The sequence below is a fragment of the Streptomyces sp. NPDC057950 genome (genome assembly GCF_042887295.1).
GTDB lineage: Bacteria > Actinomycetota > Actinomycetes > Streptomycetales > Streptomycetaceae > Streptomyces > Streptomyces kaempferi.
The window spans coordinates 113806-130555 of record NZ_JBHVPP010000003.1; the positions used below are offsets into that span (position 1 = coordinate 113806).

At 69.9% G+C, this 16750-nt stretch carries 12 protein-coding genes; 10 read left to right on the forward strand and 2 right to left on the reverse strand.

What is annotated here, in order from left to right:
• A complete protein-coding gene (locus tag ACFVTC_RS07380) occupies positions 1-1284 on the forward strand; it encodes a nucleotide sugar dehydrogenase (protein WP_390124885.1) in 1284 nt (427 codons plus the stop codon).
• Positions 1285-1347: 63 nt separating this feature from the next.
• Here the strand turns inward: ACFVTC_RS07380 and ACFVTC_RS07385 are convergent, their stop codons facing one another.
• Entirely contained in the window at positions 1348-2526 is a 1179-nt protein-coding gene (locus ACFVTC_RS07385; RefSeq protein ID WP_390124886.1) for an acyltransferase family protein, read from the reverse strand.
• Positions 2527-2788: 262 nt separating this feature from the next.
• Here ACFVTC_RS07385 and ACFVTC_RS07390 point away from each other — a divergent pair, with 262 nt between their 5' ends.
• Both ACFVTC_RS07390 and ACFVTC_RS07395 read left to right on the forward strand, forming a co-directional pair.
• Positions 2789-4087, forward strand: coding sequence for a hypothetical protein (locus ACFVTC_RS07390; RefSeq protein WP_390124889.1), 1299 nt, complete (start codon positions 2789-2791; stop codon positions 4085-4087).
• Positions 4062-5627 carry a glycosyltransferase gene (locus ACFVTC_RS07395; RefSeq protein WP_390124892.1) on the forward strand — a complete coding sequence of 522 codons (1566 nt, stop codon included), beginning with the start codon at positions 4062-4064 and terminating at the stop codon, positions 5625-5627. Before ACFVTC_RS07390 ends, ACFVTC_RS07395 begins: the two co-directional genes overlap by 26 nt.
• Before the next feature lie 67 nt (positions 5628-5694).
• On the opposite strand, the gene ACFVTC_RS07400 is transcribed toward ACFVTC_RS07395, so the two are convergent.
• Entirely contained in the window at positions 5695-6297 is a 603-nt protein-coding gene (locus ACFVTC_RS07400) for an acyltransferase (protein WP_390124894.1), read from the reverse strand.
• Between the two features lie 339 nt (positions 6298-6636).
• Here ACFVTC_RS07400 and rplU point away from each other — a divergent pair, with 339 nt between their 5' ends.
• The 7 genes from rplU (at position 6637) to ACFVTC_RS07435 (ending at position 16666) form a co-directional block, all read left to right on the forward strand.
• Positions 6637-6957: a 50S ribosomal protein L21 gene (rplU, locus tag ACFVTC_RS07405; protein WP_164320786.1), complete on the forward strand. Its 321-nt coding sequence runs from the start codon at positions 6637-6639 to the stop codon at positions 6955-6957.
• A gap of 16 nt (positions 6958-6973) precedes the next feature.
• Positions 6974-7228 carry a 50S ribosomal protein L27 gene (gene rpmA, locus ACFVTC_RS07410; RefSeq protein ID WP_161306244.1) on the forward strand — a complete coding sequence of 85 codons (255 nt, stop codon included), beginning with the start codon at positions 6974-6976 and terminating at the stop codon, positions 7226-7228.
• A gap of 190 nt (positions 7229-7418) precedes the next feature.
• Positions 7419-8855 carry a GTPase ObgE gene (gene obgE, locus ACFVTC_RS07415; RefSeq protein ID WP_390124898.1) on the forward strand — a complete coding sequence of 479 codons (1437 nt, stop codon included), beginning with the start codon at positions 7419-7421 and terminating at the stop codon, positions 8853-8855.
• Positions 8856-9143: 288 nt separating this feature from the next.
• On the forward strand, positions 9144-10694 hold the full coding sequence (locus ACFVTC_RS07420) for an alkaline phosphatase D family protein (RefSeq protein WP_390124901.1): 1551 nt from the start codon (positions 9144-9146) through the stop codon (positions 10692-10694).
• Positions 10695-11454: 760 nt separating this feature from the next.
• Positions 11455-12954 carry a D-ribitol-5-phosphate cytidylyltransferase gene (locus ACFVTC_RS07425; RefSeq protein WP_390124904.1) on the forward strand — a complete coding sequence of 500 codons (1500 nt, stop codon included), beginning with the start codon at positions 11455-11457 and terminating at the stop codon, positions 12952-12954.
• 167 nt (positions 12955-13121) lie between these two features.
• Positions 13122-15248 (forward strand): hypothetical protein, encoded by a 2127-nt coding sequence (locus tag ACFVTC_RS07430; RefSeq protein WP_390124907.1) that lies wholly within the window; start codon positions 13122-13124, stop codon positions 15246-15248.
• Positions 15249-15457: 209 nt separating this feature from the next.
• Positions 15458-16666 (forward strand): glycosyltransferase family 2 protein, encoded by a 1209-nt coding sequence (locus tag ACFVTC_RS07435; protein ID WP_390124910.1) that lies wholly within the window; start codon positions 15458-15460, stop codon positions 16664-16666.
• Positions 16667-16750: the final 84 nt, after the last annotated feature.

Here is a 16750-nt window from a genome sequence, read left to right on the forward strand (position 1 = left end):
ATGAACATCTGTGTAGTAGCCCTCGGCAAGATCGGGCTTCCGCTGGCCGTGCAGTTCGCGTCCAAGGGGCACCGAGTCGTCGGCGCGGACGTCAACGAGAAGGTCGTCGAGCTGGTCAACGCCGGCATCGAGCCGTTCCCCGGTGAGCACGACCTGGACGTCAAGCTCAAGCAGGCCGTCGAGGCCGGGCTGCTGAGCGCGACGACGGACACCGCGGAAGCGGTCGCGCAGTCCGAGGCCGTGGTCGTGGTGGTCCCGCTGTTCGTCGACGTCGAAGGCACGCCCGACTTCGGCTGGATGGACTCCGCGACGAAGGCCATCGCCCAGGGCCTCAAGCCGGGCACGCTCGTCTCCTACGAGACCACGCTGCCGGTCGGCACCACCCGCACCCGGTGGGCGCCGATGCTGGCCGAGGCCTCGGGCCTGACCGCGGGCGAGGACTTCCACCTGGTCTTCTCGCCGGAGCGGGTCCTCACCGGCCGGGTCTTCTCCGACCTGCGCCGCTACCCCAAGCTGGTCGGCGGCATCGACGAGGCGTCGACCGCCCGCGGTGTGGAGTTCTACGAGCAGGTGCTCGACTTCGACGAGCGCGCCGACCTGCCGCAGCCGAACGGCGTCTGGGATCTGGGCACCGCCGAGGCATCCGAGCTCGCCAAGCTCGCCGAGACCACTTACCGCGACGTCAACATCGGCCTGGCCAACCAGTTCGCGCGCTTCGCCGACAGCAACGGCATCGACGTGAAGAAGGTCATCGAGGCCTGCAACTCGCAGCCGTACAGCCACATCCACCAGCCGGGCATCGCCGTCGGCGGCCACTGCATCCCGATCTACCCGCGGATGTACCTGTGGAACGACCCGTCCGCGACCGTCGTCCGCTCCGCCCGTGAGGCGAACGCGGCCATGCCGGAGTACGCCGTGGACCTGCTGGCGGCCGCCTACGGCGACCTGACCGGGGCGAACGTCCTCGTGCTGGGCGCGGCCTACCGCGGCGGCGTGAAGGAGACGGCCTTCTCCGGCGTCTTCCCGACCGTCGAGGCGCTCAGGGCCCGTGGCGCCGTCCCGTTCGTCTCGGACCCGATGTACACGGCCGAGGAACTGTCGGCACACGGTCTGCCGCCGCACGCCGGTGAGAAGGTCACCGCGGCGATCCTGCAGGCCGACCACGCCGAGTACCGGACGCTGGTCCCGGCGGACCTGCCGGACGTCACGGTCCTGGTCGACGGACGCCGTACGACCGACCCGGAGGCATGGAAGGGCGTCCGCCGGGTCGTCATCGGCGGCTGACACCTCCCCCGCACGACAAAGGCCCGTCCGGTACGCCCGGACGGGCCTTTGTCAGGTTCGCGGTCAGCCGCGGTCGGCCGCCGCGCGTCCGCGGGACTCCTTCTCCAGGGTGGTGCGCAGCCATCGCTGGGACGGCTTCTCCACGCATCGGTGGACGAGCCACGACAGCACGAGCAGCAGCACCGCCGTGATGCCCAGCGTGGCCCATGCCCCCACATGCCCGTACAGCGTGCGGATGATCGCCCAGCCCAGTTCCTCGTGGAGGAGGTACAGCGGGTAGACCAGAGCGCCGGCCGTGGCCAGCCACTTCCAGCCGATGCGGTCGAGTCTGTGCAGGGCGACCCCGAGGACCAACAGATAGAAGACGGTGACCAGGGCGAGCGCGATGTACGGGTCGCGGTCCATGCCCTTGTCGTGACGCAGGTGGTCGGCGTGCTGGACCAGGTCGCTCTGCATCACAAGCCAGCTCGCGCCCAGCAGGCCCCAGAGCTTGAGGTCCGGACCGAACCGGTACATCAGGTACATCGCTATGCCGGAGACGAACAGCGCCGTGTTCAGCGGCTGGGCGAAGATCCCGAGCAGGGGCACGTCGTCCTGCTGCACCAGGATGCTCGCGAGCAGCCACAGCCAGCAGAAGACGGACACCCGGATGTAGTTCAGGCCCTTCCAGAGGACGACCAGGAAGACGAGGTAGAAGGTGAGCTCCACCCAGAGCGTCCAGTAGGCACCGACGAGGTGCCGTGCGGAGAGCGGTACCTGGAACATCGTGAGGTCGGTCAGCGAATCGCTGATGCTCGGGGCCTTGCGCGCGCCGTCGGGGAGTCCTCGCCAGACGAGGAAGGCGACGACGACCGAGAACCAGTAGGCGGGGAACAGGCGCAGAAAGCGGGCCTGCACGAACTGACCCGGCGTCCGGTCCCAGGCGGACATGCAGATGACGAAGCCGCTGATGATGAAGAAGAGCTGCACGCCGTAGGAGCCGTACGAGGCGACGGGGAAGAGCCAGGGGAACAGGTCCTTGGGGTTGGCGCCCCAGTTCGCCTTCGTCGCCGCGTCCACTCCGGTGAAGTGGAAGAGGAGCACGGAGAGCGCCGCCACGACCCTCAGCGCGTCCAGTGCGTAGAGCCTGGAGGCCCGCTCCCGCGGGGGCGCCGTGGCCGGGGCACCCGGTCCGCGCTCATCGGATCGTCGCGATTCCGGCACCTCCGGCTGAGCCGGCACACCGACATGGCTCTGGGACACTGCCTCCCCCTCGCTGCTGCCCGCGTACGCCGTTTCCGTGCAGGCCACTTCGTCGCCTCGCGGTGTTCGGCCGCGCCGGGTGAGCATACGGTGCGGGAGCGGGGCGCCTTCGTGCGGGCGGCCTCCTCGCCCTCGGTCGGGCATGCTCCGCGGTGCGCGGCCCTTTCGCCAGTGGTTCAGGAACTGGTCACATGGAAGTCGTCGTATGATCCGGCCCCGGCCACATTGCCGGGTCTGGCCGCTCACCGCTCAGGATCCTCACGTGCCCGCTGTCCTCACCGCCGTCACCCCACCCTCCGTCGCACGGATCGCCGCCCGTGCGCGACGCAGCCGGTCCCTTCTGGCGTTGTCGGTCTGTGTGCTGTACGCGGTGTTCCAGCTCGTCGCGGGGCCTCGGTGGACGTTCTTCCCGGATTCCTACCGGTACGCGCGGGCGGCCGAGCAGTATCTCGGCTCCTCGCGCGAGGAGGCACACCGCACGGCGCTCGCCGCCTTCTGTGCCAGCCGCGCCGATCGCACGGCGCACGACGAGCTGCTACAGCCGACGGTCCACGAGAGCCGGCACACCCTCAGGACCGCTGCCGAGCGTGCCTGCCTCGACCGGTGGATCGACGCCCCCGACGTCACCACCGGAGACCCCCGGTACCAGGCCGTCTTCTCCGGAAGGCCGGGCTACCCCCTGCTCGCCGCGCCGTTCGTGGGGACCTTCGGGGTGCTCAAGGGGATGCGGCTGCTGGGAGTGCTCCTGGCCGCGGGGGGCTCGCTGCTCGTGTTCGGGCTGCTCGGCTGCGCGGGGCTGAACCGGCGGGCCGCCGTCGTCGGCCAGGTGGCGTTCCTCGCCACACCGCTCGGTTGGTGGAGCGCCCAGGCTCTGGGCGAGGGGCTCTTCACGGTGTGCGTTCTCTGCGTGCTCTGGGGCGGTCTGCTGCTGCTCAGGGGCCGGTCCCTGGGGAAAGGCACGGCCCTGGTGGCCCTCGGGTACACGGCCGGCGGGATCACCCGCTACTCCTCGGTCCTGGTGCTCGCGGTGGTACTCGGCACGGCCGCGACCTGGGCTCTGTGTCGCAACCGCCCGTCGCGTCACCGGGGGACGGCCGTCCTCGCCGTGTGCTCCGTGGCGGCGGCCGGTGGGGTTGCCGCCGCGATGCGGATTCTCGGCCTGGCTTCCTCACAGGTCACCCTTCAGGACACCTTCACCCATCACTTCGACACTCCGGAGATCGCCGACCCCTGGAGCGCGCTGCTGACTCTCGCCGTCCGGTTCGGGCGGGACTGGAGCGCCCAGCAGGCCGGGATGCCGTACTTTCTGGTCCTCACGGCCGTCGCGGCCTGGGCGCTGGTTCGTTACGGCAACGGCCTGGGCCTGCTCGCTCTCGCCACCGCGTTCACCGGCGCGTGTGTGGTCGCGGCCCATCCGCTCGTCCAGGAGGCCGACCGTCTCGGCGTCCTGATGTGGACGCCTGTCGTTCTTGGCCTGCCCCTCGTCGTCGACCGTCACTGGGCATCGGTTCCGGTGACAGAGCTGGAGCTACGCTATGCCGCTGCCACGGATACCCGCTGAGCAGTTGATCGGCCTCGCCCGCCCGGTGAGCTCAGGCCTGGCCAGGGCGGGAGCGCCGGTCCTCGGGGCGCGGCTGCTGAACGTGCTGGCCCACCGTGTCCCGGAGCGCAGGCTGAAGGCCGACCTGCTGGCCGAGGCCGCTGAGCTGGAACTCTCCCACGGCCTCGCTCCCCGCCGCCTCAGGGCCGCCTACGCGGCCGAACTCGCGTGCGCGGACACGCTGTCGAAGCAGGGGAACAAAGCCGCCGCGACCGCGTCGGCCGCCAAGGCGCTGATGCTGGCGTTCCATCGCGTGCCCCACCTGGACGGGCTGACCTCGCCACTGGCCGAGGACCCGCAGGGCTTCACGGCCGCGCTGCATCGCAGCCGTGCCCTTCGGGCGATTACGAAGCCGCGTGGTCGTACGGAGCCCGCCGCCCCCCTGCCCGCCGACCGGCCGCTTCGGCTGCTCATCGTCAACCGGGCCAACGCGAATTTCCTCCCGCTCATCACCGACCGCTACGAGGGGCATCCCGACGTCGAGGTCCGGACCCTGGACCTGGCCGCCGACCCGGATCTCGCGCCCCTGGCCAAGGGGCTGGGGCGGATGATGGCGCGTGCCGTGGGGGGCCAGGCCGACTACGGGCGGGCGGTCGAGCAGGCGTTGCGACCCCACCTCGACTGGGCCGACACGGTCTTCGTCGACTGGTGCTCGCTCGGCGCGGCCTTCGTGACCCTGGTCGATCCGGGCACCACCCGGGTGGTCGTCCGGCTGCACAGCTTCGAGGCGTTCAGCTACTGGCCGCACATCATGGATTTCTCGCGCGTCGACGACCTGGTCTTCGTCGGCGCCCATGTACGGGATCTGACGACGGCCGCGGTACCGCGGCTGCTGGCCGAGGACGCGCCCCGGCTGTCGGTGATCCCCAACGCCATGGAACTGATCCCGTACCGGCGGCCGAAGCGTCCGGACGCGCGGTTCACCCTCGGCCTGGTGGGCATCGGGCAGATCGCCAAGGACCCCCGTTGGGCGGTCGAGGTCCTGCGGCTGCTGCGTCGGCACGACGACCGCTATCGGCTGTTGCTTGTCGGCGGCGGCCTGAACACCGAGAGCAGCCCGGCCGTACGGCGCTACCACGACCGGCTGGAGCGGGACCTGGCGAAGCTCGAGCCGTCGGGCGCGGTCCGCCGCATCGGACAGACCGACGACGTGCCCGGCGTCCTGGAGGAGATCGGCACGATCCTCAGCACGTCGGTGCGGGAGAGCTTCCACTGCGCGCTCGTCGAGGGCGCGGCCAGCGGTGCCGTTCCCGTCGTCCGTGACTGGCCGTTCTTCGCGGACGCGGACAACGGCGCCCGTACCCTCTTCCCCCCGGAGTGGGTCGTCGGCACGCCGGAGGAGGCGGCCCGGCGGATCCTCGAGGTCACCGCCACCGAGGAGACCTGGCTGAAGGAGGGCCAGGCGGCCGCCGAGCACGCGCTCGCCCGCTGGGACTGGACCGTCGTACGCGGTGATGTCGACCGGTTGCTGCTCGGCGGTCACCGCAACGTCCGACCGTGAGCCGGGAGAGCGGGGGAGGACCCGCTTCCCCGACGCACGGGACGGCGTTCAGCCGGTCCGCCCGGCCTCAGGCATTCCGTTCGACGAGGGTGCCGTCCTTCTCCTCGTAAACGCCGCCGGTCTGCGGGCACTCCCAGACGTCGGCCTCGCTCGGGTGCTCGACCAGCTTGACGCCGGCCCTGCCGACCCAGCCGACCCGTCGCGCGGGAACGCCGACGACGAGGGCGAAGTCCGGCACGTCCTTGGTGACGACGGCACCGGCGGCGACCATGGCCCAGCGGCCGATGGTGATCGGCGCGACGCAGACCGCGCGGGCACCGATCGAGGCGCCGTCGGCGATCTTCACGCCGACGGCTTCCCAGTCACCGCCGCGCTTCTGCTTGCCCTCGGGGTCCACGGAGCGCGGGTTGTGGTCGTTGGTGAGGACCACGGCCGGACCGATGAAGACGCCGTCACCGAGTTCGGCGGGCTCGTAGACGAGCGCGTAGTTCTGCAGCTTGCAGTTGTCTCCCATGCGGACGCCCGAGCCGACGTACGCGCCGCGACCGATCACACAGCCCTCGCCGAGGCGGGCGCCGTCACGGATCTGCGCGAGGTCCCAGACGCTGCTTCCCGCGCCGATCTCGGCGGTCTCGTCGACCTGGGCGCTGGGCTGGACCCTGTAGTTCACTTGTCTGCCTTTCGGTGTCCGGGTTCGGTTGGGGAGCATACGGGTGAAGGCGTACCGCCTGTGACGTGCGCTCCTGGAGGCGTACCGCGTCCTACGGGCACATCGGGGGTGCGCGGCGACCGTGCGGGCCGACCGCCGGCAGCGCGCCCCGGGGCCCGGTTTGACCCCTCAAGCCGGGCCCCGTAACCTTGACCGTCGGCGTGTCCCCTGACGCGTCACACCCCCGTAAACCTCTTCCTCCTGGTGCCGCGAGCTTCGTGCTCCACGCTCCGGGAGAGGCCGCTCGCGCGAGTCGGCGGCTGGACTGCGGGGTCCGTTCCGAGCGAAAGAGAGATCCGCGTGTACGCCATCGTGCGCAGCGGTGGTCGCCAGCACAAGGTTGCTGTCGGCGACATCGTTGAGGTTGACAAGATTCCCACCGCCAAGGTTGGCGACACGGTCGAGCTCTCGACCCTGCTCGTTGTCGACGGCGAAGCCGTGACGAGCGACCCCTGGGTCCTCGCGGGCATCAAGGTCCAGGCCGAGATCGTGGACCACCACAAGGGTGTGAAGATCGACATCCTTCGCTACAAGAACAAGACCGGCTACCGCCGTCGTCAGGGCCACCGCCAGCAGTACACGGCGATCAAGGTCACTGAGATCCCCGCGGCTGCGAAGTAAGGGTAGGGACTGAGACATGGCACACAAGAAGGGCGCATCGTCCACTCGGAACGGTCGCGACTCCAACGCTCAGCGGCTCGGTGTGAAGCGCTTCGGCGGTCAGACCGTCAACGCCGGTGAGATCCTGGTCCGCCAGCGTGGCACCCACTTCCACCCCGGCAACGGTGTCGGCCGTGGCAAGGACGACACGCTGTTCGCGCTGGACGCCGGTGCGGTCGAGTTCGGCACGCACCGTGGCCGCAAGGTCGTGAACATCGTTCCGGTCGCCTGACCCAGTCCCGTCGAGGCTGAGCCGGTTCCACGCGGACCGGATCCAGTGCCTCGGGGCCCAGGCTCCGTAGAACAGAGTTCTTCGCGAGGCGGACCTCACTTCCCCCACGGGAAGCGGGTCCGCCTTTCGCGTGTTACGTAAGAGACATTCCGTACGTACAGAAGTAACCGAAGTGCTGGAGGCACCCCACATGACCACCTTCGTGGACCGCGTCGAGCTGCACGTCGCCGCGGGTAGCGGAGGTCACGGCTGTGCCTCCGTACACCGGGAGAAGTTCAAGCCGCTAGGCGGCCCGGACGGCGGCAACGGCGGCCGTGGCGGTGACGTGATGCTGGTCGTCGACCAGTCCGTCACCACGCTGCTCGACTATCACCACTCACCCCATCGCAAGGCCACCAGCGGCAAGCCCGGCGAGGGCGGCAACCGCTCCGGCAAGGACGGCCAGGATCTGATCCTGCCCGTGCCGGACGGCACGGTCGTGCTCGACAAGGCGGGCAACGTCCTCGCGGACCTCGTCGGACAGGGCACCTCCTACGTCGCCGCCGAGGGCGGCCGCGGCGGCCTCGGCAACGCGGCGCTGGCCTCGGCCCGCCGCAAGGCGCCCGGCTTCGCGCTGCTCGGTGTGCCCGGCGGCCTCCAGGACATCGTCCTGGAGCTGAAGACCGTCGCCGACGTCGCCCTGGTGGGTTACCCGAGCGCAGGCAAGTCCTCGCTCATCTCGGTCCTGTCCGCCGCCAAGCCGAAGATCGCGGACTACCCGTTCACGACCCTTGTCCCGAACCTGGGCGTGGTGACCGCGGGTGAGACCGTCTACACCATCGCGGACGTGCCCGGTCTCATCCCCGGCGCGAGCCAGGGCAAGGGCCTCGGGCTGGAGTTCCTGCGCCATGTGGAGCGGTGCAGCGTGCTCGTGCACGTCCTGGACACGGCCACCCTCGAATCCGAGCGCGACCCGATCTCCGACCTCGACATCATCGAGGAGGAGCTGAAGCAGTACGGCGGCCTGGACGACCGTCCGCGCATGGTCGTCCTGAACAAGATCGACGTGCCGGACGGCAAGGACCTCGCGGAGATGGTCCGCCCCGACCTGGAGCGCCGCGGCTACCGCGTGTTCGAGGTGTCGGCGGTCGCTCACATGGGTCTGAAGGAGCTGTCCTTCGCGCTCGCCGAGATGGTCGCCGCCGCGCGTGCCGCGAAGCCCAAGGAGGAGGCGACCCGGATCGTCATCCGCCCGAAGGCGGTCGACGACGCCGGCTTCACCGTGGCGCAGGAGGAGGACGGCCTCTTCCGCGTGCGCGGCGAGAAGCCGGAGCGCTGGGTGCGTCAGACCGACTTCAACAACGACGAGGCCGTCGGCTACCTCGCCGACCGCCTCAACCGTCTCGGTGTCGAGGCGCAGCTGATGAAGGCGGGCGCCCGCTCGGGCGACGGCGTCGCCATCGGCCCCGAGGAGAACGCGGTCGTCTTCGACTGGGAGCCGACGGTCATGGCCGGTGCGGAGATGCTCGGCCGCCGTGGCGAGGACCACCGCCTCGAGGCCCCTCGCCCCGCCGCCCAGCGCCGCCGCGACAAGCAGGCCGAGCGGGACGAATCGGAGAAGGAGTACGACGACTTCGAGCCGTTCTAGGCGAGGTTCCAGGCGACCGGCCGATCGGCCGGAACACCGCACCACGGGCGCGGAGAGGATCTTCCTCTCCGCGCCCGTGCTGGTTCACCGGCGGGCTCTCGAGCACCCCGAAGCGTCTGCGGGCTCCCCTGAGGTCCGCGCAGGGAACGGCGGAGTCGCCCGGCGCGGTGGGGCGCTCGCTGCTCGCGCACTTGTCATGTCTGTGATGCGCCCTGTTCAAGAGGTGGGCCGCTGTCCCCTGTGGGCTTGTCGGTGTCCAAGAGGCAACCGACGCAGGGGAGTTCGCCGATGTCCGGAGCCGTCTCACGCGATCGTCGCCACTTTCTCACCGCCTCGGCCGCTGTGCTGGGCGCCGCCGCCTCCGCCCAGCTCTGGGTGCCCGGCACCGCGCGCTCGGCCGTACCCCCGCTCCCCGACGGCGTGTTCAGCCTCGGCGTCGCCTCCGGCGACCCGCTGGCGGACGCCGTCGTGCTGTGGACCCGGCTCGCCCCCGACCCGCTGAACGGCGGCGGCATGCCCGACCGTGCGGTGGAGGTCGGCTGGGAGATCGCCGAGGACGCCCGCTTCCGCAAGCAGGTGCGCCGCGGCACCGCCCAGGCACGTCCGGAGTACGGCCACAGCGTTCACGTCGACGTCCGCGGGCTGCGCCCGGACCGCGTGTACTGGTACCGCTTCCGAGCCGGCGGCCGGCTCTCGCCGACCGGCCGCACCCGAACGGCGCCGCCTTCCTTCAGCGCGGGCGGCTCGCTGCGCCTCGCGCTCGCCTCCTGCCAGAACTGGCAGCACGGCTACTTCACCCCGTACGCCGACATGCTCCGCCAGGACCCCGACGTCGTCCTGTTCGTCGGCGACTACATCTACGAGTCCGCGCCGTCGGCGACGGCCGTGCGCCGGCACGAGGGAACCGGGGAGCCGCACACCCTCGTCCAGTACCGCAACCGGTACGCCCAGTACCGCACCGACCCGCACCTCGCGGCGATGCACGCGCACGCTCCCTGGGTGGTCACCTTCGACGACCACGAGGTCGACAACGACTTCGCGGGGGAGGTCCCGCAGGACCCGGACAAGCAGACCCACCGGGCGTTCGTGGCCCGGCTGACCGCCGCCTACCAGGCGTACTACGAGCACATGCCGGTCCGGGCCACCGCGATTCCGGACGGGCCGCACATCCCCATGTACCGGCGGCTCGACTTCGGACGCCTCGCCCGGCTGAACGTCCTCGACACCCGGCAGTTCCGCAGCAACCAGGTGACCAGCCAGGCGGGCGCCAAGAACCCCTCGCTCACCATGCTCGGCGCGGCGCAGAAGAAGTGGCTGCTCGGCGGGGTGCGCCGTTCGCCGGCCCGCTGGAACATCGTCGCCTCCCAGATCATGATGGCCGAGACCGACCTCCAGGTGGGCAAGGGCAAGCTCTGGTACTACGACGCCTGGGACGGCTACCAGGCCGAACGCAACGCCCTCATGCGGGAGTTCGCGACGGTCAGCAATCCCGTCGTCCTCAGCGGCGACCGGCACTACACGATGATCAGCGACCTCAAGAAGGACTTCGCCGACCCGCGCTCCGACGTGGTCGGCGCCGAATTCGTCGGGACCTCCATCTCCACCGGCGGCGATCAGGACCTGGCGGTCTTCCAGCGGGAGTGGAAGGCGCGGATGCCGGACAATCCGCACTGGAAGTTCATCGACGCCCACCGCGGGTACCACCTCTTCGACATCCGGCCGGACGGCATCGACGCCCAGGTGCGCGTCCCGGCCACGGTGCTGAAGCCGGATGCCACTTCCCGCACCCTGGCCCGTATGCGGGTCGAGGCGGGGGATCCGGGCGTACGGCTCGTGTGATCCGGGCGCGGCCCGTGGACGGGGTTCGCGCCCGGATCACACGGCCCGACGCCCGTCCACATGGCCCGACGCCCGTCCACACGGCCCGGCGCCCGTCCACACGGCCCGGCGCCCGTCCACACGGCCCGACGCACACCTTCGCATCCCCGCTCGGATTGCCCCGCGGTCTCCTGATGGAGGTCCCGGACACTGCCGATCGTTCCCTCGCGCCGGCCGGGAACGAAATACGGCGCATACGCGCCAGGGAATTCCACGGAAATGGACTTCCGTACGGGATCCATTCGAAACTCGTGCGCAACGGCGCGGTCCCGGCGATGAGGAATTCCTGCCGTCAGCCGTCAGCCGTCAGCCGTCGGCGGAGGTACGGATCAGTACTCCGGTGTGGGCCCTGGCGACGGCCGGGGCCATCGGCGCGCGTAGGGCCGACCGGGCGCCGTACGGAGCGGTCGCCGCGGGCGCCCCGAAGTCCCCGTACGCTCCCGCGGTCCGACCGGTTCATCGGACGCCGGCGGGGGAACTCGTCCGTGTCCTGGGTCACCTGATGCGCAAGCGCATGAAGCGAAGGTAAGAATCCCGGGCGGGACGTGTGCAGTTACTCACAGCAAATCCGGACAATTCATCCGGCACTCTCGAAGTGGCCTGCATGAAAGGTGAATAACTGGTTGCGCGCACATATGCAGTAGGCGGCGCTCGCCTTGCATGGCGGTAACCGTAAGTGGGACCATTCCTGGGTTCCCTGTCGTCCCAAGGTAGGTCGCCTGTGTCTGAGCACTTTGCCAAGCCCCGTACCACCGCAGTGATCCTGGCCGGCGGTACCGGCCAGCGCGTGGGTCTGTCGATTCCGAAGCAGCTGCTGAAGATCGCCGGCAAGGCGGTCATCGAGCACACGCTGACCACCTTCGAGCAGGCCGACTCGATCGACGACATCATCGTGCTGATGGCCCCGGGCTATGTCCCGGACGTCGAGAAGATCGTCGCGAAGGCGGGGCTGAAGAAGGTCACCAAGGTGATCGAGGGCGGCTCGACGCGGAACGAGACGACCGAGCGCGCCATCGCCGCCCTCGGTGAGGGCCTGGCCGAGGGCGAGGACGCGAACGTCCTGTTCCACGACGCCGTACGCCCGCTGCTGTCCGAGCGCGTGATCGACGACTGCGTGACCGCGTTGGAGCGCTTCCAGGCCGTGGACGTCGCCATCCCGTCCGCGGACACCATCATCGTGACCCGCACCCACGGCGAGGACGGCGAGTTCATCACCGAGATCCCGGACCGCTCCCGGCTGCGCCGCGGCCAGACGCCCCAGGCGTTCAAGCTGTCCACGATCCGCCGTGCGTACGAGGTCGCGGCCGGTGACCCCAACTTCCAGGCCACCGACGACTGCTCGGTCGTGCTCAGGTACCTGCCGGACGTGCCGATCCACGTCGTCGCGGGTGACGAGTACAACATGAAGGTCACCCAGCCCGTCGACGTCTTCATCGCCGACAAGCTCTTCCAGCTCGCCTCCACCGCCGCGCCCGAGCAGGCCGACGAGGCCGCCTACCGCGAGCTGCTCACCGGCAAGACCGTGGTGGTCTTCGGCGGTTCGTACGGCATCGGCAAGGACATAGCCGAGCTCGCCGAGGGCTACGGGGCCAAGACCTACGCGCTCGGCCGCTCGACCACCGGCACGCACGTCGAGAACCCCGAGGAGGTCGACGACGCGCTGTCCACGGCGTACGCGGAGACCGGGCGCATCGACTACGTGATCAACACCGCCGGCGTGCTGCGCATCGGCAAGCTCGCCGAGACGGACAACGCGACCATCGAGGAAGCGCTGAAGGTCAACTACCTCGCGCCGGTGCAGATAGCCCGCTCCTCGTACAAGTACCTGGCCGAGACCAGGGGCCAGCTGCTGCTGTACACCTCCAGCAGCTACACCCGCGGCCGCGCCGAGTACAGCCTCTACTCCTCCACCAAGGCCGCCATGGTGAACCTCACCCAGGCGCTGTCCGACGAGTGGGCCGGCGACGGCATCCGCGTCAACTGCATCAACCCCGAGCGCACCGCGACCCCCATGCGCACCAAGGCGTTCGGCCAGGAGCCCGCGGGCTCGCTGCTGTCCTCCGAGGCCGTCGCGCACACGTCACTGGACGTGCTGCTCTCCGAACTCACCGGTCACGTCATCGACGTACGGCAGCAGGACCCGACGGCGGGCGCGGGCCGCGCCTCCGGTTTCGAGGCGGCTCTGGCGAGCGTCCTGGACCGCCAGGACGGCGTGGCATAATCAAAAAGAATAGTCTTTTGGAATTCAGGCCCTTGTGTCCGCGTGTTCGCCGCGAATTCACAAGGGCCTGAGTCCGTAGGGTTCGCTTTTCCGTTTCTGGTTCATCTCGGTATCAAAAAAACTTTTGGTATCAAACCGGCACTCACCCCTCAAGAGCAGGTTTCTCCGTGATTTCCACCGCTATTCGCGTGGCCCGTGTGGGCAGCGCGACCGAGCTGGCGGCGGCGGCCCTCATGATGCTGGGCTTCCCCTGCCTGATGCTCGCCGCGCTCCTGCCGAGCGTCGACGCCTTCGCGGCCGCGGCCGCCGTGACGTACCTGACGGACCACTATCTGCACCGGCGCGGCAGCTATCTGGTCAACCGCCTCGACAAGGTGCGGGCCGGTGTGTCCATCAGGTTCCTGATCCGGGAGCTGCTGCTCGTCCTGCTCCTGGCGCGGCTCGACCTGTCCACCAGCATGCTCTTCAACGCGGCGATTGCGTGCTTCCTGGCCTTCTTCGGCCTTCAGGCACCGCACGGCGCGCTGGTCACGCTGATCGCGCTGCGCCGCAAGCTGCCCATAGCCGCCCGCAACGTCGATCTGGACCCGCGTGTCCGTATCCCGGACGCGCCGCCGCGCCGCCTGCTCTCCCGGGCCGCCGAGAAGATGCTCCACCTCGACGTGGTGGCCGTGGCCGGCCTCCTCGTCTCCGCGGCGACCGACGACAACGTCTACGGCTACGTGGGCATCGGGGTGACGCTGCTGCTGGCGCTCGGTTATGTCGTGGCCCTCGTCCCCTTCGTGCGCGGCCGGAGGATCCCGCCGAACGCCGGTAAGGTTCTGGCGGGCCTCGACGACTGGCTGCGCGCGTACCGCCCGGAGACGCTGCTCTACTTCTCGGGCTCCAAGGACTCCGCGTACCAGGTCAACATGTGGCTCGAGACGATGGAGCTGCTGGACACCCGGCCGCTGATCATCCTTCGCGAGCGGTCCGTCCTGGAACGCATGGCACCCACCACGGTGCCGGTCATCTGCGTGCCCGGAGGGGTGCACCTGATGAACATGGACCTGTCGACCGTGCGGGTCACGCTCTACGCGGCGAACGTCGGCAAGAACATCCACATGCTGCGAGTGCCCACCATGAAGCACGTCTTCATCGGACACGGTGACAGCGACAAGCTCGCCAGCGTCAACCCGTTCAGCAAGGTGTACGACGAGGTGTGGACCGCCGGCCGCGCGGGCCGTGACCGTTACGCCATCGCCGATGTGGGCGTCCGTGACGACGACATCGCCGAGGTCGGCCGCCCGCAGCTCGCGCCGATCCGGACCTGGCAGGGCGCGCCGGACGGACTTCCCGGCGCCGCCGCCGACGGACGCTGCCCGACGATCCTGTACGCCCCCACGTGGGAGGGCTGGGACGACAACCCGGGCAACACCTCGATCCTGCTTGCGGGCGAGAACATCGTCCGTCGCCTGGTGCGGGCCGATCCGCCCGTCCGTGTCCTCTACAAGCCGCACCCGTTCACCGGCACCCGCAGCTCGCGGGCCAAGGCCGCGCACGAGAGGATCGTCGCGCTGGTCGAGAAGGCGGCCGCCGAGCGCACCGCCGACCCCCGCTTCACCGGCGACGCGGCGGCCCAGAGCGCCGCCGTGGCCGAGCTGGCCCGGGTCGCGGCCCGTATCGAGCAGCTGACCGGTGTCGCCGAGAGCGGCGACGACGCCGAGGCCACCCGTGACGGCGTGGTCGATTTCGCGGCGCACGCCGAGGTCGCCCGGCTGCGCGCCGAGTGGAACGACGCCTACTGGCGTTCCTTCGGCAGCGCCGAGCACCGGGTCATCACCGGCGCCGAGCCCCGCCTGTACGACTGCTTCAACGTCTCCGACGCGATGGTCTCGGACATATCCAGCGTGGTCTCCGACTTCATCGCGAGCGGCAAGCCGTACGCGGTCACGGACTCCGCGGAGCTGGGCGTCGAGGAGTTCAAGCGGCAGAACACCGCGGTGCGCGCCGCCGTGATCCTCTCCAACTCGGCCGCCGAACTGGACGAGCTGCTCGCCGGGGTCGTCGACCCGTCGGCGGACGCGCTGGCCACCGACCGCCGGGAGCTGAAGCGGTATCTGCTGGGCCCCGACGAGCCGACGTCGATCGACCAGTTCAACGGCGCGGTGCGTGCCCTGGCGGAGAAGTCCCGGGTGCGCAACCAGGGCCAGCGGGCCGGAGCGGCGGCCGCCGCCGCGGAGTCGGCGGGCGCGGTGCCCGGTCAGCGGGCCGCCACGGCGGGCGAGACGGGCGGTGCGGCGGTCAAGGGGTGATCTGATCGTCCCCTCGCCGCCGGCCGGCCCCCGGTCGTCCGCGCGCGTGTGACAGAGCCCGGCTCCGAAATACACCTCGGAGCCGGGCTTCTCTCTGTGAAGCGCGTCACACTTGAGGGCTTGCCAGGCAACCGATCGGCGTTTCTGTCCGTCTTCTATGTAGTCCTTCCGGTGATGCGGGGGAAATATTCTGATGACGATGGGGAAACGTGACAGTGACGCAGCCTGATGTGAGCGTGATCATCGGGGCGTACGAGGCCATGCCTTACCTGGTGAAGTGTCTGCAGTCGGTGGAGGACCAGACCCTCGGTCCCGAACGGATCGAGGTCATCGCCGTCGACGACGGGTCGATGGACGGCACCGGGGAGCACCTCGAGGAGTTCGCGGAGCGCACCGCCATGGCGGTCACCGTGATCCGGCAGGCCAACTCGGGCGGCCCCAGCGGTCCGCGCAACGTCGGCCTCGACAAGGCCCGCGGACGCTACGTCTTCTTCCTCGACGCCGACGACCACCTGGGCCCGGAGGCCCTGGAGCGCATGGTCGCCATGGCCGACGCGCAGGGCACGGACGTCGTGCTCGGCAAGGTCATCGGGGTCAACCGCAACGCCCCGAAGTCGATGTGGGGCAAGACCCTGCCCCGCACGGACGTGTTCTCCTCGCAGATCAAGTTCACGCTCAGCGCGCAGAAGCTCTTCAGGCGCGAGCTGCTCACCCGGCACGGCATGCACTTCGACGAGTCGCTGAAGACCGGCGAGGACGCCCTGTTCACCATGGAGGCGTACCTCCGTGCCGACGGTGTCTCCGTGGTCGCCGACTACGACTGCTACTACCTGGTCGGCCGTGAGGACGGCAAGCATGTGACCAAGAGCGGCGGTTACCGGCTGCGCTTCGACTCCGCCCGCGCCCTGATGGGGCTGATCGCCGAGCACGTGCCCGCGGGCAAGCGCCGTGACGGCCTGATGGTCCGGCCCTTCCTCGTCACCCTGCTCCCGCAGTTCGGTCCCGTCTTCCTCAGGGACGACGAGGAGGTCAGGCGCGACAAGCTCGAACTGGCCAAGCCGCTGATCGACGCGTACTGGACCGAGGGCGTCGCCGACCGTCTCAAGGTCAACGAGCGGCTGCGGGTGAACCTGGCCGGACTGGGCCGGGCCGATCTCCTGGTCGACCTCCTGGAGTTCCTCAGGAAGAAGAAGGCGCCCGCGCTCCACGTGGATCCGCGCAGCCGCAAGGCGTACCTCGGTTACCCGCACTTCCGTGACAAGGAAGCGCCCATTCCGGACGGCTGGTTCATCCCGACCAGCCGCGAGACGGTCGCCATCGACAGCTTCAAGTTCGCGCCGGCCGCCCACTTCCCGGGTATGCGCACCGCCCGCCGGGTGGCCCGCAGGGTGCTGGGACCCCGCCACGTGGAGGGATGACGCGAAACGCCCGTTCCGGCGCCCTGCGGGCGTACGGAACGGGCGTCGACGGGGCGCGTACCGGGGGAGTGCGCACCCCGCGAG